Origin of the sequence: Paenibacillus sp. UASWS1643, from assembly GCF_008693195.1 — a bacterium.
Classification (GTDB): Bacteria; Bacillota; Bacilli; order Paenibacillales; family Paenibacillaceae; genus Paenibacillus; species Paenibacillus amylolyticus_B.
The window spans coordinates 58737-81602 of sequence record NZ_VXKZ01000112.1 but is presented as its reverse complement, the minus strand read 5'-3'; the positions used below and the strand labels follow the sequence as shown (position 1 = coordinate 81602).

The window sequence follows — 22866 nt, the reverse complement described above, 5'->3', positions numbered from 1 at the left end:
TTTAGATCTATATAGTTTGAACTATTTATTTATACAAAAACGGAAAGGACAGAAAAAACCTGAAAAAGCGAAGCTACATCGGAAGCATAGGCTATTCTGTCATTGAAGTGGATGTGTAAACATCTTTAGTTCAACTTATATAAAGTCTTAATCTTCATCCTCCTCATCTACCGCTTTCAGCGATTCGAGAAATTCGGCAGTGGCCCGGTCACGGTCCCGCCCCTTCTCTTTAAGCCGCTCAATCGCAGGCATAATGAGAATATCCACTTCTTTCTGCACAATGTATGCCAGATCGTATTGATCCTGTTCCTCCAGATAACCACCGACCTGCATCAGGGCGTTGTATCGATCCAGTTCCTCACGCGTTAATAGTCCCCGGACCTGAACACTGCAATGTCTCATCCAAAAAACCGCCCTTTCTTCAGGACTAGCGGGATACCACCAATGATGAACAGATAACGCAGATCAACCAGCTTCTTCAGCTGAGCCGCTTTCCAGCCTTTGTATTTCTTGCCGCCTACAACGGCAATAGCTTCCCCTTTACCCAATGAGGCAACCGTGCCTTTGCTCGTAAATACAAAAGGTTGAGGCTGTTTCTTGCGAATGGATGCCACAACGTTCTTGGCGCAGTTCACACCCTGCTGCATCGCAATCTGGGCTGTTGGCGGATAAGGTCGTCCTTCAGCGTTGAACACAAGTGAATTATCACCAATGACATAGACATGCTCGTGTCCAGGAGCACGCAGATAATCATCTACTTTCACACGTCCTCGCATCACTTCAAGACCTGCCTGTTCAAGCAGTGAGTTACCGCGAATACCGCCGGTCCATACGACTGTAGCCGCATCGAGCTTTTCACCCTCACCTACAATAACCCCGTCCGGGAGACATTGCTTGATCGGAACACCAATTTTGAAAGTAACGCCCTTCTTCTTGAGCACATTCATCGCATGCTCTACCAGTTCCGGATCAAATCCAGGTAAAGCTGAAGGCGCTGCCTCTACATTGTAGATGTGCACATGTTTTGGATTCACGTCGAACTCCTTGCACAGCTGTGGAATACGATCTGCAAGTTCAGCTACGAATTCAACACCACTGAAACCCGCTCCACCTACGACAAACCGAATACGATTTCGTTTGTTATCGTTTTTGTACATCGCAAATTGATATTCGATGTGTTCTCGAATCAGTCTGACCGAGTTAATGCTGCGGATTGTCATGGCGTGATCGAGCATCCCCGGAATACCGAAGGTCTCAGGCTCACCGCCTAGTCCAATAATCAGATAATCATAGGATAACGTGCCGTCCTCCAGAATAATCTTCCGATCCTGCAGACGAATCTCCTTCACGGAAGACTTGACCAGATCAATTTTGAACTCATCAATCAGCTTGGAAATAGGGACTCTTGCATGCTCAATGGTATCCGTGCCGGCTGCCGGCATATGTAGATGTGTAGTAATATAATGATAATCATGCCGGTTCACCAATGTGACGTCGGCCTCGTTATAGTTCAATTCCTTCTGCAGCCGCTGGGCTGTCAGAATCCCGCCATAGCCCGCGCCGAGGATGACGATTTTGGGAATACTGCTCATGTCTATACCCCTTCCGGTTTCACTTGCACCAGCCCGATCTTGGGTGAGATGCAAAATGCACATACTTACAAATATTGATGAGGTCTTGCCCATTATGACGACAAATGTTAACTTCGCGAATTTATTTAAACGTTTGCATCAATTTCATAACTCACTAAAAATGGATTTTATGAAACTAGATATCGACATATTGAACTGTTTTGATCTATATCTAGACTTGATTGAAGCAACTAAAGGGTTTATGAAATTGATACGTTTGCACGCAAGTTATCGTTTCAAGTTGTGAAATTAACCACAAGATTCTACAAAACACGGGCTCTCTCTTCATATTACATATTGACTCTAAATTAGACAAAAAAACACATAGTACAGGTCAAGGATATCTGTATTTCTAGTAAAGATCAAGGTTTTTTTTGTTATTTTTCATAACCTTTCATTTCCAATTTCATCCTATTCTCATCTGATCTTCATCAATTGTTCCCAGTTTCGTGACGCCGCTAACTTTGCAACCCTGAATACACCGTTTATAATAGGAAAGACAGTTCAGCACCAATGCCGGTTACGTTACGTAGCCTGCACATTCTTTCTGTTAACTACCTATTAAAATATGAAAGGTGTTGTTGATTCTTGACTGCACAAAATTCCAGTCATGATATGACTGATTTACTTATTATCGGTGGAGGCCCTGCGGGTCTGTTCGCCGCGTTTTACGGTGGGATGCGTCAGGCATCCGTTACACTGGTTGAAAGTATGCCACAGCTTGGCGGACAGCTTGCCGCTCTTTACCCGGAGAAATACATCTATGATGTAGCCGGATTCCCGAAAGTAACGGCTCAGGAACTGGTGAATAACCTGGTTGAGCAAATGAGTCATTTTAACCCGAACATCCGCCTTGAAGAAAAGGTTGTATCGGTGGAGAAAAAGGATGAACAACATTTCGTCGTGAAGACGGATGAGAATGAATATCATGCCAAAGCCGTCATTATTACAGCTGGTGTAGGTGCATTCGAACCACGTCGCCTGGAGCTTGAAGGTGCTGCCAAGTTCGAGAAGAGCAACCTGCACTACTTCATCAGTGATCTGAATGCCTTCGCTGGCAAAAAGGTATTGATCAGTGGCGGCGGTGACTCCGCGGTAGACTGGGCACTCATGCTGGAGCCTATCGCTGAGCAAGTGACGCTGATCCATCGCCGGGACAAGTTCCGTGCGCATGAGCACAGTGTCGAAAACCTGATGAATTCCAAGGTGAATGTCGTTACACCGACCGAAATCACGGAACTTCATGGGGATGACACGATTACCAAAGTAACCCTTTCCCATGTGAAAACCAAAGAAACTCAGGAAATCGAAGTAGATGACGTGATCGTTAACTTCGGATTTGTCTCTTCTCTCGGACCAATTGCCGAGTGGGGTATCGAAATTGACAGTAACTCCATCGTTGTTGATTCCCGCATGGAAACATCTATTCCAGGAATCTTCGCTGCCGGAGATATCACAACATACCCAGGTAAACTGAAGCTGATCGCTGTCGGATTCGGCGAAGCTCCAACAGCCGTCAACAATGCAAAGGTATACTTCGATCCGGATGCCAAATTGTCCCCAGGACACAGCAGTAACATGAAACGCTAGTTTTGCTGAAATAACATATATTGATACAAAAAAGGGTATCTTACTCCTGAGTGAATCCATATCAGGAGGGATACCCTTGTCTTATATATGCCCGCTGTGTAACGGTCTGGTTGTACCGGAGCAGGCTTGCCCCCACTGCCTTCAGGGACTGTTAGAATGCGGCAAATTGGATGATTACACCGGACCATACAGCCCCTACGTATCCCACCCTTCCTCTGACACGGCAGACGAAGTCGAAAACGTTTGCAATCATGTGATGTACTGTCACCATTGTCAGACGAGCACGCCATGGCCTGTCTCACTATGGGACTTGTCCGGAAACCTGTAACATTGCCTGCAATGAGGATCTCTAGTGAAGAATGGCAGATACGTCGGTACCCAGTTTGCGCTTATGGATTTCTGCCAACAGCAGTGCGATGAAATCTCGTTCGAGATTCAACTCAATCGCTTTATGGTAGGAATCCAACAACATCTCATCGGATAACATAGCCATTTCCCGCCACAACCTTTCCTTTTTTTTCCTCAAAACTATCATATCAGAGATTCATATAGAGAACAAGCGTTCTTGTTATCCACAACGTTATGTGGAAATCCTGTGCATAGTTTGTTGATAAATGGAAAAAATACAGAGTAATCAACATGTATAGTGTGGACAATATTTATGCACAGGAAGTTTGTACTACTGTCAGAACGTTTATCAGCGTATTTTTTTTGGAATAAATTCATAGTTTCAAGACTTGTTGCGAGTAAATTACCCAGTAATGTAAAATTTCAAACGGTTTTCATACCGTTTTCTTCTATATATTATCGGTTTTTCTTGAATTTTCTTGAGTTTTCCCATTCATTTTCTATTGAGGTCTGGTATTCACTTCCAAAATCCAGATCTTACCTGAATAATCCAGTCCATAATCAAATCCAAGCTGACCTACACCAGGGAACTGACTTTCCATAATGTACGTACATGTCAGTGTAAGTGAACGCATCTCCCGGCGTTTATGTCGACCTGATATATGTGGCAGGGATAAACCAAGAGCTCGCCTTCCTGATAACATGGTGCCACCCTTGCTCAGATTTGTCACACAGAGCCCAGGACGAGCGAGTCGCCCTACTAAAGAGCGGAATACCCAGCCTCGTTCGGTTTTGACAACTTTGACTCTGTAATCAACAGGTCTCCCTTGAATCGTTGCCAGATGAATGCCTTGCTGGATCAAGTACCTGCGTCTAGCCTTTACACGCACCAGAGAGCGATACATCTGGCTGAAACTGGCGAAAGAACGGGTTGTCTTCATATGAGTGTATCGATAAGCCCCACCGCTCGCCGATACCCGGATGACACCGTAACCTCCGCCTCCTACAATAGGTTTGACATAAACCATTCCATAACGACTGAGCATTTGCAGCAGATTACCCGAGTTGAATGCCTTGGTCTGTGGGATATGGACAGCCGCTACCGGGTATTTCATCAGAGCCGCTGTCTTCCGCCATTTGCTTGCAAGTTGTCTCGACATGGGTTGATCTCCTTCCTTGAAACAATAGTCCTTCCTTATACATACTCAACAGAAGCCTTGCTTTCTTGGATGTCTGTCCACGGCAAAGGCCCCTTTTCCATGTAACCTGTCCCAGGGGTGATGGCGGAAACGGGAACAAGCACCCGGTTTCCTTTTCAAACAAGTCAATCTGTCGTATGCTACTAAGGAATGGCTTGGAAGGGCTTAAATATGAGGATCTAAGGAGCGTTCAGAACAAATGGAAGCATTTTTCAAATCACTTTATGGCGTAGCCTATTTTGCAATGTCGATCGTTCTGGTAGCTGTTACGGTACTTCTCTTTGTCACAGGTATTCGACTGTTTATGCAAAAGCGTAATCGCGGCTTTGCCGTGAGTTGTCTTATATTTGCCTGTTTCATCGTCTTTATCATTGTTGTTATGCTAACTACGCCCTTCTCTGCCACACCGCCGGGTTCACCGGAAGCCATGGCTGCCCTTCTTCACTTCGGGTAGTTGAACCTCTGTAGAAGGAGATGCTTATGAAACGTACTAATGAAACCTTAGGAATTATTGATATCGGCTCGAACTCCATTCGTCTAGTTATATATGAACTGGATCAGGACGCAGCCTATCGCATCATTCATGAAGACAAATACGCCGCTCGTCTGAGCAGCGTTGTTGAGCCCGATGGTACCATCCTTCGCCATTCTTTGGATAAAGCCATCACCATCTTGCGTCAATTCAAAGCGACCTGTGAAGCGTATCAGACCAAACTGATCCGTGCAGCAGCTACGGCAGCCATTCGTAATGCAAGCAATGTCCTGCAGATTATTGAATGGCTGGAGACAGAGACGGGGCTTACCATCGAATGTGTATCCGGAGATCGGGAGGCCTATTACGGTTTCCTTGGTGTTACTCAGTCCATTGATCTGGCAGACGGTTTCGTCGTAGATATTGGAGGCGGCAGCACAGAGATCACGGTCTTTCGGGATCGGAAGAGGTTACATAGCATCTCCCTCCCTATTGGTGCAGTGAATTCACATGCCCGTTACGGGGACGAAGATCAGTGGACCGAGGCGAATGCAAATGCATTATGCAACGAAGTCATTGAGGCTCTCCGTGGACAGGATTGGATTCGTGAGCATCCCGGCCTGCCACTCATCGGACTTGGCGGCACAATGCGTACACTCGCCAAAGTGGAACAGAAGCGTACCCAGTATTCTTTGCCTGTCACCCATCATTATGAGATCAGTGAGGAAGCGATGGAGAACATCGCTAACTCCTTGCCTCACCTCACCTCGGCACAGCGCAAAAAGGTACCTGGGCTCGCCAAAGATCGCGCAGACATCATTGTGCCCGGCGTACTGATCCTGCGAACCGTCTTCCAGTTAATTCAGGGAGATCGTTATGTGGTTAGTGGTGCGGGTCTACGAGACGGGTTATTGCGAGATTACATGGCTGGAGGTCAGCCAGTCGTTCCGGACGCGCTGAAGGACAGTATCCGCAACTTTATCCATTTTGGTCCGCCTATTCCAGAGAAACGTCTGCAACGGATTCATCAGGATACGGTTACCCTGTATACGGCATTACAAGGTACCCCTCCTGATCAAGCAGATGCCCGAATCCTGTATGCATCTTCCATGCTGCACATGGCAGGTAAGCAGATTAACTATTTCCGTTATACACAGCACTCGGCCTATTGGATCATGAATTCAAGTATCTATGGACTTTCTCATCGGGAGACCATTCTAAGTGCCAGTGCAGCTGATTATCATCCCAAAAAAAGAACGCCCCAGCTTCTGAATAAGCACCGGGACATTCTGAAAAACTCGGATGAGCGGCATGCTCATCGTATTGGCTCTCTGCTGCGCTTATCGGAAGCCATCAATCGATCCGAAAGCATCGCTGCGATTGAAGCAACAAAAGAAAACGACTCGCTGCAGGTGCAATTCACCTGTACAGCTGAGCCGTTACTGGAACTTGATGGCCTGGAAGAGGCTGTCAAGGATCTGAAGGAAGCCTGGGGAGTTACGTTAACGCACTCCATTCAGCAGGCTTCCAAGGGATAATACCCATGGCCTCCGTCTGACTTCTCAGCGGGGGCTTTTCATTTTTTACAAATACATAATTGCCACCAGGCATAAGCTCTCTGGCTTTGACATTATCCATAAGGGACAGATTAAGAATATCGACCAGCATCTTCTTCAGCTCTGGATCAAATACGGGACACATCAGTTCAATTCTTCGATTCAGGTTACGTGTCATCCAGTCTGCACTGGAGATGAATACATCGGGGTTGCCGCTATTTTCAAAATAAAACAACCGTGAATGCTCCAGAAAACGATCCACAATGCTAATGACCCGAATATTCTCACTGAGCCCCTCTACCCCCGGACGCAGACAACATACACCACGCACAATCAGATCGATCTGCACGCCGGCTTGAGAAGCCTCGTACAATTCATCAATCATTTCCTGATGGGATAAGGAGTTGATCTTGGCAATGATTCTGGAAGGTTTGCCTTTCAGCGCATGCTCTGTTTCTCTACGAATCAGTGCAAACAGCTCATCCTTCATACCATCTGGAGCTACACGGAACGCCTGCAATGCCTTCGGACCGGAGTATCCGGTAATCTCATTGAACAATTCGGATGCATCTTCCCCAATAATCGGATTAGAGGTGAATAGTCCCACGTCCGTATACACTTTGGCTGTGCTCTCATTATAGTTACCGGTTCCTACATGGACATAACGTCTCAGTCCCTGCTGTTCCCTGCGTACGACAAGAATGATTTTGGCATGGGTCTTCAGTCCAACTAGTCCATATACCACGTGACATCCAGCCTTCTCCAGCTTACGGGCCCAAGCAATGTTGCGCTCTTCATCAAACCGGGCTTTCAGTTCCACCACCACCGTGACCTGCTTACCACTCTCAGCGGCAAGTGCAAGTGCCGGAATAAGGCGTGAATCGCCATTGACCCGATATAAAGTCATCTTGATGGCCAGAACTCTTGGATCTTCCGAAGCCTCCAATATAAAATCGGTGACCGGCTCAAACGATTCGTATGGATGATGCACCAGTACATCGCGTTTGCGCAGCAGCTCAAAATGACTTTCTCTTGGCAGAAACTCAAGTGGGTAGACTGGCTTCACCGGACTGTACTTCAGATGTGAGAAACTTTCCAGACTGTCCACAAATCCCGCCAGAAAACTCAGATCGAGTGGTCCATCAATTTCATATACCGGGTCCTGAATATCAAATTCATCCTGCAATTCCAATAAGGCATCCGGTCGAAAATCCTTGCAGACTTCCAGTCGTACAGGAGCCCCGCGGCGTCTGCGTCGCAATTCTTTTTCAATAGCCTCAAGCAGATCTTCCGCTTCTTCTTCATTAATGAACAGATCCGCATTGCGGGTCACTCGGAATTCCTGTGCAGCAAGTGAGATATATCCGCTAAATAGCGTATGGATATGATGTTTGATAAGGTCTTCAATCAGTATGAATGTTTTCTTTTTGCTATTCGCCCGAATGGGAGCCTGAACTACCCGCGGCAGATTGGAAGGCACCTGAACAATAGCCATAAACGGCTCTCCCTCTTGCTCCCCTTCCTTCTGTAACATCACGGACAGATAGACAGACTTGTTGTGTACCAGTGGGAACGGGCGACTCTGGTCAATCGCCATCGGTGTGAGTACCGGAAAAATAATTTCATGAAAGTATTGGTCCATTGCGCGCTGCTGTGTCACATTAAGATCTGTATATTCCTGAATGTTCACGCCTTTCTTGGCGAGTAGACGAATGAGTTCACGATACGTTTTATACTGTTCGGCGACCATGGTCCCGGTTCGTTTGATCAATCTGCGGTACAATCCCGAAGGCGTGTATCCTGTAAAATCTTTTTGCGTGAATCCGGCCTTGATCTTCTCTTTTGTCTCTGCCACCCTTACACTGACGAACTCGTCCAGATTACTAGCGACAATGCCGAGAAATCTCATGCGTTCCAGCAGAGGCGTTGTTGGATCCTGGGCCTCCTGAAGTACGCGCCGATTAAATTCAACCCAACTCAAATCACGATTAACGTAGTTACCTGTTTTGACGTCTCTATGCATGTATGGCCTCCGAATGTGTTGCATATCTATTCTTGGTTAGAAGTTCTCATATAATTGTACTATTCGTAATCAACATCAAGCGTCAGCGCAGTGTAAACGCTACGTAAAATTTATGTAAATGATACCTCATGGCCGCAACTTTTTCCATCCCTTTACAAAGGTCAATAGACAGAGTAAAGTGAAGTACAGTGTGATTTGGTCCGGTTGCTTGTTCTCATTCCAAATATATTTGATTAAAGGAGTATATAATGAAATCCAACAAACCTAGAACGTTACAAAAAAATATAGAGTTTTTCACGGCTGCACTATCTCAATGTATGGTAAGCGCGTGGCAGGAAGACCCGGCTGGTGTCTATTGCGAGGTCGGTTGTGGCATTGTGGAGCGGATCAGTGAAGACAGTGTACGCATTCGAAACAATGACGGAACAAAGAGCCATTATGCACGAGATATCACGATGTTCCAGACTGAAAAATAATTTTGCTTAAATACGTAAAAAAGACTAGCTTTCCGAAACAAGGTGTTGTATACTCTTGCCACAAGGAAAGGAGGTGCGTCAACATTTCTAATGTCATGTTGAACGTGTCCCTTACCCGATCCACTAGCTCAAATTAAAAGAGTCTGGTGGAGGCGCGGGATACGGATCAATGTTTCAAAAAGCGCCACGGGTAGAAAAGCCGTCTTCGGACGGCTTTTTGTTTTCTCATTTTCTGTAGAGAGGTTGAGAAAACACCCGAAATATTGGAAATGGACCCTTTAGCAGAGCAAACCAGGATGGCTATAATTAGGATGCAACTCAACCTAAATCCGAGGAGGCATCTTGTAATGTTCAAAAATGTAAGGGGTTTCAAGACATCCATCATGTTGGCTTTTGTTTTGTTATTCACCTCCATCATGTTGCCCGCAGGTCAACATGCCAGCGCAGCACCAAGTTTCGCCAAAGGAGCCGACATCAGTTGGGTTCCCGGAATGGAAGCCCAAGGCTACAAATGGAAAGATAAAAACGGGGTGCAGCGTGACATCATTGATATTTTGAAAAAAGACTATCAAATCAACTCCGTTCGCATTCGGGTATTCGTTAATCCTTCGAATGATTATGGGAACGGTTACATGAATAAGGATCGTGCGGCTGCACTCGCACAACGTGCCAAAAATGCTGGCATGAGTGTGATGCTTACCCTGCACTATAGCGATTCCTGGGCAGACCCTGGTCAACAGACCAAACCTGCTGCCTGGAAAAACTATACGTTCCAACAGCTCATGGATGCGGTATGGAACCACACTCGTGAAGTTATGACGGCGATGCAAAGCAAAGGCGTTACCCCGGACTGGGTACAGATCGGTAATGAAACAAGCAACGGCATGTTATGGGAAGATGGCAAAGCATCCACCAACATGAAAAACTATGCGTGGCTGGTGAATACAGGCCATAATGCAGTAAAATCCCTGAGCAGCGGCACCAAAACCATTGTGCATCTGGCAGGTGGAGATGATAACGCCCTCTATGTATGGAACATTGGTGGTTTGATCAATAACGGAGCTAATTTTGACATGATTGCCATGTCCCTCTATCCTTCAGCTTCTGGCTGGAACACCGCTGTAACAAATACGGTAAACAACGCCAAGGATATGATCAACCGTTATGGCAAAGAGATCATCATCTCCGAAATTGGCATGGACAATAACCAGGCTGCAGCTGGAAAAAGTTTTGTTGCTGCGATGAAAAACCAAATCCGCAATTTGCCAAACGGCAAAGGAAAAGGTGTATTCTACTGGGAGCCTCAGGCTACACCAGGATACAACGGCGGCTACGGCAAAGGCGCGTGGCAGTCTAATATGATGCCGACGGCTGTCATGGAAGGATTTATTGACTAGAACACGGAGAGGTTAGAAGTTTGGATGGGAGCAGTGGTGGCGTTCCGGTGGCGGATCGTTCTTATGATCGCTGTTATCCCCAGATTTTATGAATTCCCTTATTAGGGAAAAATCCGGGGATAAAGGCGAACGCTTCGCTTCTTCAGAATCGATTCCGCCCCCTCCACTACGTTGCTGCTCCTTGAGACACTTCTAAAACCGTGTGTAGGCAAATGGATTAGGGTAATGTAGGGCAGAAGGCGCTATCCCTGGTGGGAGTAGCGCCTTCTTGTGATGAGGTGCGCTAAGGGTGCGTTCCGGTGGCGGATCGTTCTTATGATCGCTGTTATCCCCAGGTTTTATGAATTCCCTTATTAGGAAAAATCCGGGGATAGCTTATGCTTCCGATGTAGCTTTCTTGCAGAAAGCTTTCAGGCGAACGCTCCGCTTCTTCAGAATCGATTCCGCCCCCTCCATACGTCGCTGCTCCCTTGAGACACTTCTAAAATCGTGTGTAGTCAAATGGATTAGGGTAATGTAGGGCAGAAGGCGCTATCCCTGATGGGAGTAGCGCCTTTTTGTGATGAGGTGCGCTAAGGGTGCGTTCCGGTGGCGGAACATTCTTATGATCGCTGTTATCCCCAGATTTTATGAATTCCCTTATTCGGGGAAAATCCGGGGATTAAGGCGACCGCTTCGCTTCTTCAGAATCGATTCCGCCCCCTCCACTACGTTGCTGCTCCTTGAGACACTTCTAAAACCGTGTGTAGTCAACTGGGATTAAGTAGTCAGGTAAAACAAGGGCAGAAGGCGCTATTCCTATGGGAGTAGCGCCTTTTTGTGATGAAGTGCGTTAAGAGTGCAGCGTGGTGGACGTTCCGGGGGCGGATCGGGCACTTCTCAAGTGTGTCGCGATCAATCGAGGGGGGGTGCACCACTCGGGCTGGAGACTGATGTTCTTTTGGCTTACATATGAATATAATAAGTTTATTGAGATAACACATAGGATCAACTTCTTATTGGAGCGGGGGAAAATGGATGAGTTTTTTAAAAGGGATAGGTCAATTGGCTGGGGAAGTTACCGGAAAAGTGTTGGGCGGCAGCGTGAGGGTTGTCGGTGAGATTGCAGGAAGCCCCTTTATCAAAGAAATCGGGAACGGCGTAGAGAAAGCCACGATAAATACAGGCAAAACCGTGGGACAACTGGCTAGCGGGACATATGATCTTGCCAGTGGTGCAATTCGAAAAGATGGTACCGCCATAGACGCGGGGCTTGCCGATATTGGAGGTGCTGTAACCAATACTGCAAAAGGTGTAGCGATATCAGCCAAGTATGTATATAACAGCGGTAAAGATGTTGTTGTGGGCATGAAAGAGGAAGATAAGGACAGAGTCAAGCTGGGTGCCAAGAATCTTTTAGCTGCTGCTGCGGTAACAACAATCGCTGTCGGTGTCATTGATGCAGTTGATGGGCCTGAAGGTATAGATACTTAGGAATCCGGATTAGATCACCAATAACACGACAACTGCAGAAACACAACTTAGCAGGGCAACAAAAATATGTAGACAACTAAATGAGATTTTTTCAAGAACAATTCGCTGTTTCTTCTGAATAAGACACGAGTAGACAAACACTGTCACCACAACGGGCAAATATAAATGAACATCAGGACCATCCGTGCTCGGGAGCAATTTATTAATATATCCACCTATCGATTCGTTGAGCATCATAAACCCATATACAATACCGATTATCGCTGAAATAGAAAACTGAAATAATGTCCGAACTACATTATTCTTTGTAAAGAACAAGCCACCTTTACGGCACAGGTCGTTGACCATAATATATCTGTTGCCTCCTCGTTTTTCGATTACTCTTTTTAGTTGCTGCTCCTGTATTTTACCATAATGTTGATCCAGCTACTTTTTAGTTTTTGTTGAGCTAACGTCCCCGCTCAAACAAAAAATTGCCCTGTCCACCGGATCGGCAGACAGAGCAGTGATGGCGATACCAGAATACCTCTATGTTCAGCTTACCTTAGCAAGTCTCATGGCACGCATCGATGCGGCAGCGTATACGATAAGCGCTGTCCAGATCAGCGCGAAACCAACGAGCAGAACTGGCGAGACCGTTTCCTTGAACACGAACACACTCAGGATCAGCATGATTGTCGGCCCGATATACTGCACAAAGCCGAGTGTGGACAACGACATTCGAGCAGCCGCCCTTGCAAAGAACAGCAGTGGCAACGCCGTCACCACGCCGGAAAGCAGCAGTTCGAAGAACATCGGCGCAGGTAGCGTCCATGCCGTTGCTTTTCCTACTATGGCTAAATAGATCCAGTAGCCTAGTGCGACGGGTAGAACTACAGCGGTCTCCGAAAATAAACCCACAGAAGCGTCTTGCTTAATCTTCTTCTTCGCCAGACCGTACAAGCCAAATGACACGGCCAGCGAGATCGCGACCCATGGGAAACGCCCGTAGTCGATGGCAATGATAAGCACCGCGACACCAGCGATGGCAATCGCGAGCCATTGCCCACGGTTTGGCTTTTCATGAAGGAAGACAACCGCCAGCAGCACATTCAGTAACGGGTTCAAATAATAGCCCAGACTTGTCTCAACCACATGACCGTTGTTAACTGCCCAGATGAAGATCAGCCAGTTAATAGCAATTAGCAGCCCACTCGCGGTAAGGGACAGCAGGGTCGAACGACTGGTCAAGATGCGCTTCATGTCACCCCAACGACGTTGGACGACAACGAAAATTCCCATAAAGACAAATGACCAGACGACCCGGTGCGATAAAATCTCACCTGCCGGTACATTTTCAAACAACTTCCAATACAGCGGGAGAACCCCCCACATGATATACGCAATGATTGCGTTGATTAATCCATTATTCATAACGATATCCCCTCTTATTGCTCTAATGTCTCAACGGATTATACGCCTCGATCCTCGTTTAAGTAAAGGGGTAATAGGTCATACCGGAATCCATGCCTAGTTCAAATGACTTTTCTTTGAGCAAAAGCTTCACGTTAGTATAAACTAGTTCATTCCCGATCCATAAATCTTGCTTCCCCACCAAATAGTTTATCTGCAACTAAATCTCCATCTTTACTAAAGGCTCTTATTGTCCATGTATCCTCAGAGTACTCATCTAATACAAACAGAACATAATTATCAGTAACCTCTTTCAAATGGTAGCCATCAAGATTTGCTTTGACATTCTCAAGAGATAATTCATAGTTTTCCAAGGGCATAACACTCTCCATGTGATTTCCAAGGGCAACATATTTGATATTTGATTCCCTAGCTGTTTTTACCGCGACTACAAAATAGTTTGAATCACCAATCCCAGCAGCTTCAAATGGTTTGCCCTCCTCAATCCAATGACCATCTGTACTTATACCATAACGATATAGAACTCTGAACTCCTTCTTTAATCCAGCAATCCCAAAAGTCTTATCTTGGTTGTCTTCAAACAACACTGCTTTCCCAAAATCATTAATTTCTTCAGATCGCACAATTTTGACGTCACCTGGTATTACATTTATTTCTTTGAAACGTAATCCATCTAGCGCCCCAAATAAAAAAATCCCCAGTATCAATATGCTTACAATAAGTTTTATCTTTTTCATTAACGGTCCCCCTGGGTACAACGACAAAGAACTTGTCTCTTTGATAAGACGTCAAACTGCCCTTAAGTTCTAATCTCAATACGCATACAGTACATTGGCACAATTAAAAAGCAGCCGACCCTTTTGATCAACTGCCGAATGGTGTTCATTTATTGATGTTTCATGGTAGCGTCACTTTGATCCTAATCTGGTTACTTTCACTTTCCTCCAACATGAAACACACCAATTACGGTTTCACCATCCTTGTCATACAGTGGAATATCCCACCCGTCTGGTGATCTGCTGTTCTGTATCGCAATAGCTTCTTCAGGTGTTTTTGGTTGCTCGCCATCCATGTCTTTTTTCAGCAGATATCCTTCTGTACCATCCACACCAGTAGCCAGGATTAAATCAGGTTCCGTTTCTGGAGAAGTCGCATATGCGGCAGAACCATATGTCTGTCCATTCTTATTTTTCGGATAAAGAGAAGTGATGTGAATTTGATTCATCGCATTTTTAACGTTTGGATATTGGGATAACCCCGAACCACTCGATACACTAATCATTAAAGCCACAAAGATCAATAGTATAACTCCATTAGAATACATCTTCACAACTGTTCACTCCCTTATACTTTTAGGCTCGCAGAAAATCTGATTAAAAGAAGTAGGCCTTCCATATAATCGCATTTACATCCCATATTTAGAATAATATAACATAGATTCAAAGGAGTATTTGGAAGTTGAACGATAATCATCTAACCTGTCTAACTTTATTGCAGAACATCCCTCTTCGATAACATAAAAAAACGGACACCGATCTGTGGAGATCAGCGTCCGTTTGTATGTTCCATATAATAATTTAAAAGTGTTACTTCACTTCGCCAACAACGGTAAAACGCTCGTTTTTGTGTTGTGGGTTCTCAATCTCATCAACCAAAGCAATCGCATAGTCAGCATAGCTGATGTAGCTGTTGCCCTCGCTATTCACGAGAATAACATCGTTGCCTGCTTGATATTTGCCGGTGCGTACGCCTTCTGGATTAAAGAATCCAGCCGGGCTCAAGAATGTCCATTGAATACCTGAAGATGCTTGCAGATCCTGCAAGTTTTGGCCTTGGTTCGTTGCAGTTGCTTTGTATGCATCAGGGAATCCTGGGGATTCAAAGAGACGCAATGTCTTGGACTCGTCTGTGAACAGACTTCCTGCTCCACCCACAACGATCAGACGAGTATTTGGTGCATCTTTCAGGATGTTGATCAACGCTTGTCCTACTTCCACATGCAGGTTTTCTTTACCCGCCGGTGCACCAAATGCATTTACAACCACATCGAACGCTTTAACATCTTCAGCTGTAAGATCGAATACATCTTTCTCCAGCGTATTCAGGCTTTTATCTTCCAATTTGGATGCATTACGAACGATTGCCGTTACTTTATGCCCTCTGTCTGCCGCTTCTTTCAAAATTACACTTCCTGCTTTGCCTGTTGCACCAATGATTGCAATATTCATCATGATCTCTCCTTTAAATTATCAATATTGTTTATGTTGATCTTTATATTGTAACTATAATTGTTACAACTAAACTTGTCAACCGTATTCTCTTCTCTCTTTAAAACCTCGTAAAATGAAAAGATTTGTAGTAGGATTTCTACCTTTTATCGTTCTTCATTCCGAATTAGAAAGGCCCTGTCCATCCATAGATGTACAAGGCCTCCTAACTATAAAATGTATCAGCAATGGGCTAACAATGTAGCCTGACCAGGTGGTTCGTTAACCTTCATATTGCTTAGATTTAATGCATCCATGCATTTTTTTACGTCATGCGATTAGTTGTTCCCTTTTTAAAGACAGTCCATTCGCTTCAACAGATAGGAAAGCTGATGGGTTCCCAATAAGATTCGTACTCGTTGCATTTCCAGGTATTCCTGTAGTTATAACACCTGCGTTGTATGTGCTTACCCCGAGAGGAAAGAGATAGTTCCGTCCCGCATTGTTATCCCATGTACCGCTACCGTTGTTAAATACCGCTTCCAGTCCCGTAGCAGTTCCTACATCAATGGTAATTTTGTTATATCCGGTGAGCTCGGATGCCGGAATGGCAACGCCTGGTGGTGTCGTCCAATTACCTCCTGCAGGGCGGTAATGAATATTGGGCTGGGCAAAACCCTGCTTGTAGTAGATGGTTACACTGTTACTTTTCGGAGCATCATCGGTCGTTACGCTTAACTCAGCACTTGCATCCGATTTGTTCTGTGCTGCATCATAGGCCGTGACTGTATAAACATAACTCGTTGATGCCTTCAGGCTATTATCCGTATATGCAGTTGTCGTACTCGTGCCGATTTTGACACCGTCACGGAACACTTCATACCCGGTTACGCCTACATGGTCGGTCGACGGATTCCAAGCCAATGTTACACGATCAGCCGCTTTTGCAGTCACGGTCAGACCGGTTGGTACGCTTGGGGGTGTTATATCCACGTGAGGCGCTCCTTGTGTAATGACTCCGGAATTATAGGTACTAACCCCTAATGGAAACTGATAATTTTTTCCTCCATTATTATCCCATGTGCCACTACCATTGTTAAACACAGCCTCCAGCCCCGTCGCTGTACCCACATTGACTGTCATCTTGGTGTATCCGGGCAACTCGGCTGCCATCATTTTCACACCCGGAGCAGTCGTCCATGTCCCCCCTGTTGGACGATAGTGAATATACGGGTTCGGATAGCCCTGTTTATAATATATGGTTACCGCATTACCTTCTTTGGTACGTACCGACAGAGCCACACTAGCAGGTGAAACGTTGCCTGCTGCATCTATCGCTTTAACCGTATATACGTATTCTGTTGCCGGTGCAAGGGACTCATCCGTATAGTTTAGTTTGGTTGATTCCCCTACTTTTGAACCGTCTCGATAGATTTCATATTTTGCTACTCCGTAATTATCCTGGCTGGCTGACCAGTCAATTGTCACAGCGGATGAGGTAGCATGCTGTACAGCTACATTTGCAGGCGCTGTTGGTGGCTCTGTATCTGCTGCCAACGTTTGGATCTGTACAGTTGAACTGGCGGAAGAGACATTATTCCCCTTGTCTCTCGCCTTTATACTATATGCATATGATTTCTTAGGCTCAAGACCGCTATCCGTATATTCCGTTGTCAGCGTACTTCCGACTTTGACCCCATCCCGATAAATATCATAGCCCTCTACACCCACATTATCAGTGGATGCTGCCCATTGCAGTGTAATGCTGCGATCTGTCACACGTTTTGCATTGACTTCTGTTGGCACTGAAGGCGGTGTCCGATCGACCACCAGGAACGGATGTGTACCCTGGATTGTTCCATTCGCATCCTCAACAATTTTGCCCGATGTGTCTTTTTTATATTTCCCCATACCCACATATACCGTCTGTATCTCACTGCGCGTAACATTGCCATTCGCATCGACAGCTTCAATATAATAATCGACCAGTTGATCTTGGAAATCGTTGAAATACGTGTAATACATATCCCCGATCTCCTGAGCAGGCACACGCTTAAACATATCTGTGCTGCTTGGCTGCCAGGCCACACCGTTCATATCCGATTTAAGATCACGTTTCGTCATCGGATATTCTTGCCAGCTACTAACCTTCGTCGGATCGATGTTGGATACCCCTTTGGCCTTGAGCTCAGCAGGATCGTACACACGGAAGGTGTTGTCCTTGGCATCTGCCAGCTTATCCCGATGTGTCCGTACCTTCACCTTAATATCATTCACACCGTTAACATCATAAGCATAGGTATAAATGCCGAACGTATTGTCAAAATAATGAAGTGTCCATCCCTCCGCCTTGCTGACATTGGCGCTTCCAGGATTATATGGATAACGCTGCGGCCACCACATTGATGGTCCGGTACGGTCCTTCGCGAGTTGACTACTAACATAAGGCTTGGAAAAGAAGAGGGACTGATTGAAAGATAACGTCGGCTTTACCCCATCATCCACATTCTCATCATAATAACCAAACCCGGAATCCAGTGCAGGCAGGAGGAAATACCAACTTAACTCTGCCGGGTTCGCACCTCCCTTATAATTATTAGCAGGATCTCCTTTTACCGGGTAAGCCATCATCCAAGGATTAAGCTGATTGCCCTCATAAGTAATCTCACGGTCTAGTGCCGTCGTTGGCTTCCAATGGTTCGGATTGCTGTCCAGCCAAATCTGTTCAGCTGTCTTGGCATAATTCAGTGCAGCTTGCTCAAGCGCAAAATTACGCTCCAGATAATGGTATCCATATTCAAACGATACGGTCATCCCTTCCTGTACACCATCCAGATTTTTCTTCGGCTCCAGATTAAGGCCTGTAGCCTTGTTAAACGCTTCAAACTGCCCCTTCCAGATTCCAAATGGAAGACGCCAGTGATACCATGTCGGATCTGATGAGGAGTCCCGCGTATCGATCCATGAACCGTCTTGAACATGCACTACATCGTCGGCTTTTGGTGTGTTAGTCCGCAAGTATTCATTGATACTCTCTCCCTTCACACCCGGCTGAGCATAAGTCACATTTCCTGCATTGCGCCAAGTATCCTCTGATCCTGCACGTCCTGAAGAATTATCCCCATCATGGGCAATCACGAAGAACTGCTTCTGATCAACCATTCCTTCAAAAGGCTTCAGCGCATCTGCCTTGACTGAACCCTGATACCCCTCTTCCCACGACTCTGCCTGGGCCACAGGGATACCAACAATCTTTTTCTCAGCACCAGTTTCAGGATTCACATGACGCACCCAATGAGGCGTAGAAGCAAATGGATATTTGTTATGAACCACCTGTTTCTCATTGAACATGGGAGAAGATACCCACGAACCCACATTGCTCGTATTCTGCAAATCCGCTCGGTTTGGCGGTGACACCATAGTATCTTTGCCCGGATCGTTCAGTAGCGGATAGTCCTGGAGAGTTCGCGAAAAATGATTGTTTCCAATTACGGACCACTCAATGCCAAGTTGGTCCAAGACCGGGATAATCCGTTCCGAGAAACCCAGCTCGGTGGGAAAAAAACCTTTGGACGATTTAAAGCTGTCTCCCAGAAAAAAAGGTTGTGCCAGCACAGCATTCTGGTAGATCAAATCCTTTAGCAAATATTCGTTGCCAGCCAATGGCCCCATGGTATGGTGTCCGGAGAAGTGAATGAGATCCATCGTCCGTTCTCCATTCGTTGTTTTGAGATTATTGTAAGCATTCTTCCATGGCGCACCCCAATCTTTATTGTTGTAACCGTTTACATTATTGGTATACATAAAACTGTTCACATTGTTCAATACCGAACCTGACATGGTTACCTGCATCCCTGCAGCAGGGTGATTGTTCCTCAGGTCACCAGCAACTTGCCATGGCCAGTTCAGATAAGCACCTGTCTTTGCATGGTGACTATAATACGCCACGAGATCATCATGGGGCATAGGCATTCCCCCGGGTAAAAAGTATGGATATCCTGCCGGAGGGTTATTTTTCAGATCGATGACTTGCCCATCATATGTGTAGCGGATTGGGGACCCCACAGGTGCAGAAGCATACTTGGATGTGTCGTAGTAGGCCCAAAAATTGGGCATATGGTTATGATACACATGAGAAGCCGAAATTTCGGCATAAGCCGTTGTATTTTGGGTAGAAATAATAATCGATAATACCAACAGAAATGCGCCGAGCTTGCGCTTAAGATCCATGTTCTTCCTCCCTTATTTTCTCCCCTATGGGAAACAAGAATTCTCGTTATTTACCTAAGCTCTCTAACCCTTTTAACGTTTTAGCATGGTCTGACTCAAGACCCTTTCTAATTTGTATCTATACAACTCCTCCTCCTTCCCTCTCCCCTGTTGTTTCGTGTTCTTCTGTGCTGTTCAAATTTAGATGTCTTTTTGTGCAAACGTTTGTACAAAAGGGGATATCCTAGAGATTTTCTTAGAACAAACGGCTTATGAATCCGCTTTTTTAGCAGGAATACTGTGCTCTCAAATCTGCAAACGTTTGCACAAATAATATACTTTCTATTGGAACAAAATGTCAATACTGAAGAGGCGTAATTTTATACCGTATATATATATCTTGGAATCGGTAAATTAGAGAACTCAGCTACCCTGCCATAAAGTCAAAAAAAAAAAAAAACACACAATCCCAAGCGAATGTCCTTCGCTGGAACTGTGCCTTATCATTGCAACCACCTTCTATATTAACAATCTTTATCCGGCACACCCGCATCTTCCTTCGTACGGAAAGAAGATCCACAACCACAAGTGGCTACCGCGTTCGGATTATGGATGGTAAACCCACCTGTCATACCGGACTCTTCAAAATCAATTTCAAGTCCATTCAGATATTTCAGGTTTTCCTTCTCGACTACAACCTTCATGTTCTGAATATCCATATACAGGTCCTCATCGGACTCTTTATCATCAAAGCCCATGGCGTACGAAAATCCGGTGCAACCGCCCGGTGCTACGCCAAGACGCAGGAACATACCAGGTGTCTCTTGCTGTGCAAGCATCTCTTTCAATCTGTCAGCAGCCGTTTCGCTGATGTTAATCATGCCAGGTCACTCTCCTTTTTCATATAAAATCATGTTCAAAAAGGGCGCTTTTCAGTACCAATAAGATGGGATGAAGATAGAAATGGAGTAGCGGAGCGTAGGCAAAACTTACGTGAGCAACTACAATGTTTCCAAAGGAAACATACTTCGTAAGCCTCCCGCCTATTTCGGCTGAATCCCATATTCGATGCTGAGATGCCGCTAGGCATCCTTCGTAATCAAAAGCGTACTTTTTGAACAACCTTTCACTAACTCTTCTTTAAATTATACTCCACCCCGTCAAGGGTCTCAAGTCATGTTTGCCTCTTTCCGCGTTCCCCCTTTACTCCTTTTTCTTCCCAGTGTATTGAACCCCCGCGACACGAGGTTTATAATGAATAGGTGGTCGCACTGAAATGTCGATATTTTGTCATGACTTATTCAGACGATGGTCATAATTGGAGTTGTAATTTTTTTCACATTTCGAGACTGTAACACAGTCCCCAATGCATATATGAGTCAACAGACTCCATTTTTTGAAAAAATTTAGCTTTCATATGCAGCACACGCTGCACCGGGTAAATAAGAGTTAGTCCAACTAAGAAGGCGGCAGTTGACCGCATTTTTTCTATGTAGTTCTGTATGCAGATCCTACACACAACTCAAATCCGGTTAAGAACAGGAGGAAACAATATGTCTACATTGGTAACACCGTTCACAGACAAAAGAATGGCTGAAATCGTTGAGAAAGTGCAGAACGGCGTAAGGCTGAGCGTAGAAGATGGCGTATATCTGTATGAAACAGATGATCTGCTGACTTTGGGCCAGCTGGCCAATGAGGCCAACCTGCGGAAGAATGGTAAGAAAGTATATTTCATCGAGAACATGAGTCTTTACTTTACGAACGTATGCGAAGCCCACTGCGCTTTTTGTAATTTCCGCAAAGACCAGGGTGAAGAAGGCTCTTATACATTATCCGGTCAGGAAATGATCGATTATGTGGAACAGCATATTCATCCGGGCGTACGTGAGTTCCATATCGTAGGCGGACATAACAACCATGTTCCTTTTCAATATTATGTCGATTCCCTGCGTGCTTTAAACGAGAAATATCCGGATGTTACACTGAAAGCTTACACGGCAGCCGAGATTGATTTCTTCACCCGGATTAGCGGACTCAGCATCAGAGAAGTTCTGCAAGAGCTGCAAAAAGCAGGTCTGAAAACATTGACTGGTGGCGGCGCTGAGATTCTGTCGGATGAATATCGCAAAAAAATGCGTGTAGACAAAGCCAACGTGGATCGTTATCTTGAGGTGCACCGTACAGCTCATGATCTCGGCATGCGTACACATACTACGATGTTGTATGGATCGATCGAATCCTATGAGGACCGCGTCAACCATATGGTGCAGATCCGTGAATTGCAAGACGAGACCAACGGATTCATGGTCTTCATCCCGCTTTCCATGCAGCCAAAAAGTAAAAACGCGAGCATTATGCGTCGTAACTCGGCTTATGAGGATCTCAAAACAATTGCGATCAGCCGTCTGATGCTGGATAACATCGATCATATCAAAGCATACTTCATTAACATCGGTCCACAGCTGGCTCAAGTTGCTCTTGGATTTGGTGCTTCGGATGCACACGGCACGATCGTTCGCGAACGGATTAGTCATGCGGCAGGTGCACTCACACCTGAAGGCCTTACACGTAAAGAGCTCATTTGGCTCATTAAAGGTGCAGGACGTATTCCGGTAGAACGTGATACGTTCTACAATGAAATTCAAGTGTACGAATAGGACATAACTCCATCCACAACCAATATTGCACCAGCACCACTCCAAAACGCAGCTTTCATTATAGGGAGACGTTTGAATTCGAGTGGTGCAAACTGCTGAATAATATCTTCAATTTTCGACGTCTACTTTTTAATTATTCAAAACCAAACAAAAGGAGCAGCTATGTTATTGCATAGCTGCTCCACAGTTTACAGCCCCATTTCAGTGGGACT

Annotated in this window: 19 protein-coding genes; 8 read left to right on the top strand and 11 right to left on the bottom strand. The window is 45.5% G+C overall.

Annotation, left to right across the window (positions count from 1 at the left end; genetic code table 11):
- Positions 1 to 147 precede the first annotated feature (147 nt).
- Positions 148 to 402: a hypothetical protein gene (locus FE296_RS19615; protein WP_017692433.1), complete on the bottom strand. Its 255-nt coding sequence runs from the start codon at positions 400 to 402 to the stop codon at positions 148 to 150.
- Entirely contained in the window at positions 399 to 1592 is a 1194-nt protein-coding gene (locus FE296_RS19610) for an NAD(P)/FAD-dependent oxidoreductase (RefSeq protein WP_036605766.1), read from the bottom strand. The genes FE296_RS19615 and FE296_RS19610 overlap by 4 nt, the downstream gene beginning before the upstream one ends.
- A 654-nt stretch (positions 1593 to 2246) precedes the next feature.
- Here FE296_RS19610 and FE296_RS19605 point away from each other — a divergent pair.
- Positions 2247 to 3221, top strand: coding sequence for an NAD(P)/FAD-dependent oxidoreductase (locus FE296_RS19605; RefSeq protein WP_210437008.1), 975 nt, complete (start codon positions 2247 to 2249; stop codon positions 3219 to 3221).
- A gap of 76 nt (positions 3222 to 3297) precedes the next feature.
- The gene (locus tag FE296_RS19600) at positions 3298 to 3549 is read left to right on the top strand and encodes a hypothetical protein (protein WP_124117506.1); all 252 of its coding nucleotides are present in this window, start codon (positions 3298 to 3300) and stop codon (positions 3547 to 3549) included.
- Between the two features lie 21 nt (positions 3550 to 3570).
- Here FE296_RS19600 and sda read toward each other — a convergent pair whose 3' ends face one another.
- Positions 3571 to 3714: a sporulation histidine kinase inhibitor Sda gene (sda, locus tag FE296_RS19595; protein ID WP_017692430.1), complete on the bottom strand. Its 144-nt coding sequence runs from the start codon at positions 3712 to 3714 to the stop codon at positions 3571 to 3573.
- Between the two features lie 355 nt (positions 3715 to 4069).
- Positions 4070 to 4729 carry a YheC/YheD family protein gene (locus FE296_RS19590; protein WP_124117505.1) on the bottom strand — a complete coding sequence of 220 codons (660 nt, stop codon included), beginning with the start codon at positions 4727 to 4729 and terminating at the stop codon, positions 4070 to 4072.
- A 238-nt stretch (positions 4730 to 4967) separates the two neighbouring features.
- Between FE296_RS19590 and FE296_RS19585 the strand changes: the two genes are divergently transcribed.
- Positions 4968 to 5222, top strand: coding sequence for a hypothetical protein (locus FE296_RS19585; RefSeq protein WP_017692428.1), 255 nt, complete (start codon positions 4968 to 4970; stop codon positions 5220 to 5222).
- Positions 5223 to 5248: 26 nt separating this feature from the next.
- Positions 5249 to 6778 (top strand): Ppx/GppA phosphatase family protein, encoded by a 1530-nt coding sequence (locus FE296_RS19580; protein WP_190945376.1) that lies wholly within the window; start codon positions 5249 to 5251, stop codon positions 6776 to 6778.
- Here FE296_RS19580 and ppk1 read toward each other — a convergent pair.
- A complete protein-coding gene (gene ppk1 / locus FE296_RS19575) occupies positions 6738 to 8819 on the bottom strand; it encodes a polyphosphate kinase 1 (protein ID WP_091020823.1) in 2082 nt (693 codons plus the stop codon). The two genes, FE296_RS19580 and ppk1, sit on opposite strands and share 41 nt — an antisense overlap.
- A gap of 248 nt (positions 8820 to 9067) precedes the next feature.
- On the opposite strand from ppk1, the gene FE296_RS19570 reads away from it, so the two are divergent.
- The 3 genes from FE296_RS19570 to FE296_RS19560 all read left to right on the top strand — a co-directional run bounded on the left by FE296_RS19570 (position 9068) and on the right by FE296_RS19560 (position 12165).
- Positions 9068 to 9295: a hypothetical protein gene (locus tag FE296_RS19570; protein WP_017692425.1), complete on the top strand. Its 228-nt coding sequence runs from the start codon at positions 9068 to 9070 to the stop codon at positions 9293 to 9295.
- Positions 9296 to 9642: 347 nt separating this feature from the next.
- Positions 9643 to 10692, top strand: coding sequence for a glycoside hydrolase family 53 protein (locus FE296_RS19565; RefSeq protein ID WP_124117502.1), 1050 nt, complete (start codon positions 9643 to 9645; stop codon positions 10690 to 10692).
- Positions 10693 to 11709: 1017 nt separating this feature from the next.
- Positions 11710 to 12165, top strand: a complete 456-nt coding sequence (locus tag FE296_RS19560) for a hypothetical protein (protein WP_124117500.1) — start codon at positions 11710 to 11712, stop codon at positions 12163 to 12165.
- 534 nt (positions 12166 to 12699) lie between these two features.
- Here FE296_RS19560 and rarD read toward each other — a convergent pair.
- The 6 genes from rarD to FE296_RS19530 form a co-directional block, all read right to left on the bottom strand.
- Entirely contained in the window at positions 12700 to 13578 is an 879-nt protein-coding gene (gene rarD / locus FE296_RS19555; protein ID WP_150366054.1) for an EamA family transporter RarD, read from the bottom strand.
- Positions 13579 to 13727: 149 nt separating this feature from the next.
- Positions 13728 to 14315 (bottom strand): hypothetical protein, encoded by a 588-nt coding sequence (locus FE296_RS19550; RefSeq protein ID WP_150366053.1) that lies wholly within the window; start codon positions 14313 to 14315, stop codon positions 13728 to 13730.
- 197 nt (positions 14316 to 14512) lie between these two features.
- A complete protein-coding gene (locus FE296_RS19545) occupies positions 14513 to 14908 on the bottom strand; it encodes a hypothetical protein (RefSeq protein ID WP_143786599.1) in 396 nt (131 codons plus the stop codon).
- A gap of 256 nt (positions 14909 to 15164) precedes the next feature.
- Complete coding sequence (locus FE296_RS19540; RefSeq protein WP_124117486.1) at positions 15165 to 15806, bottom strand: NAD(P)-dependent oxidoreductase; 642 nt, start codon at positions 15804 to 15806, stop codon at positions 15165 to 15167.
- A gap of 309 nt (positions 15807 to 16115) precedes the next feature.
- Positions 16116 to 20015 carry a carbohydrate binding domain-containing protein gene (locus FE296_RS19535; protein ID WP_150366052.1) on the bottom strand — a complete coding sequence of 1300 codons (3900 nt, stop codon included), beginning with the start codon at positions 20013 to 20015 and terminating at the stop codon, positions 16116 to 16118.
- A gap of 503 nt (positions 20016 to 20518) precedes the next feature.
- Positions 20519 to 20875, bottom strand: coding sequence for a HesB/IscA family protein (locus tag FE296_RS19530; protein ID WP_062837974.1), 357 nt, complete (start codon positions 20873 to 20875; stop codon positions 20519 to 20521).
- Positions 20876 to 21547: 672 nt separating this feature from the next.
- On the opposite strand from FE296_RS19530, the gene mqnE reads away from it, so the two are divergent.
- Positions 21548 to 22654 (top strand): aminofutalosine synthase MqnE, encoded by a 1107-nt coding sequence (mqnE, locus tag FE296_RS19525; RefSeq protein ID WP_124117482.1) that lies wholly within the window; start codon positions 21548 to 21550, stop codon positions 22652 to 22654.
- Positions 22655 to 22866 lie beyond the last annotated feature (212 nt).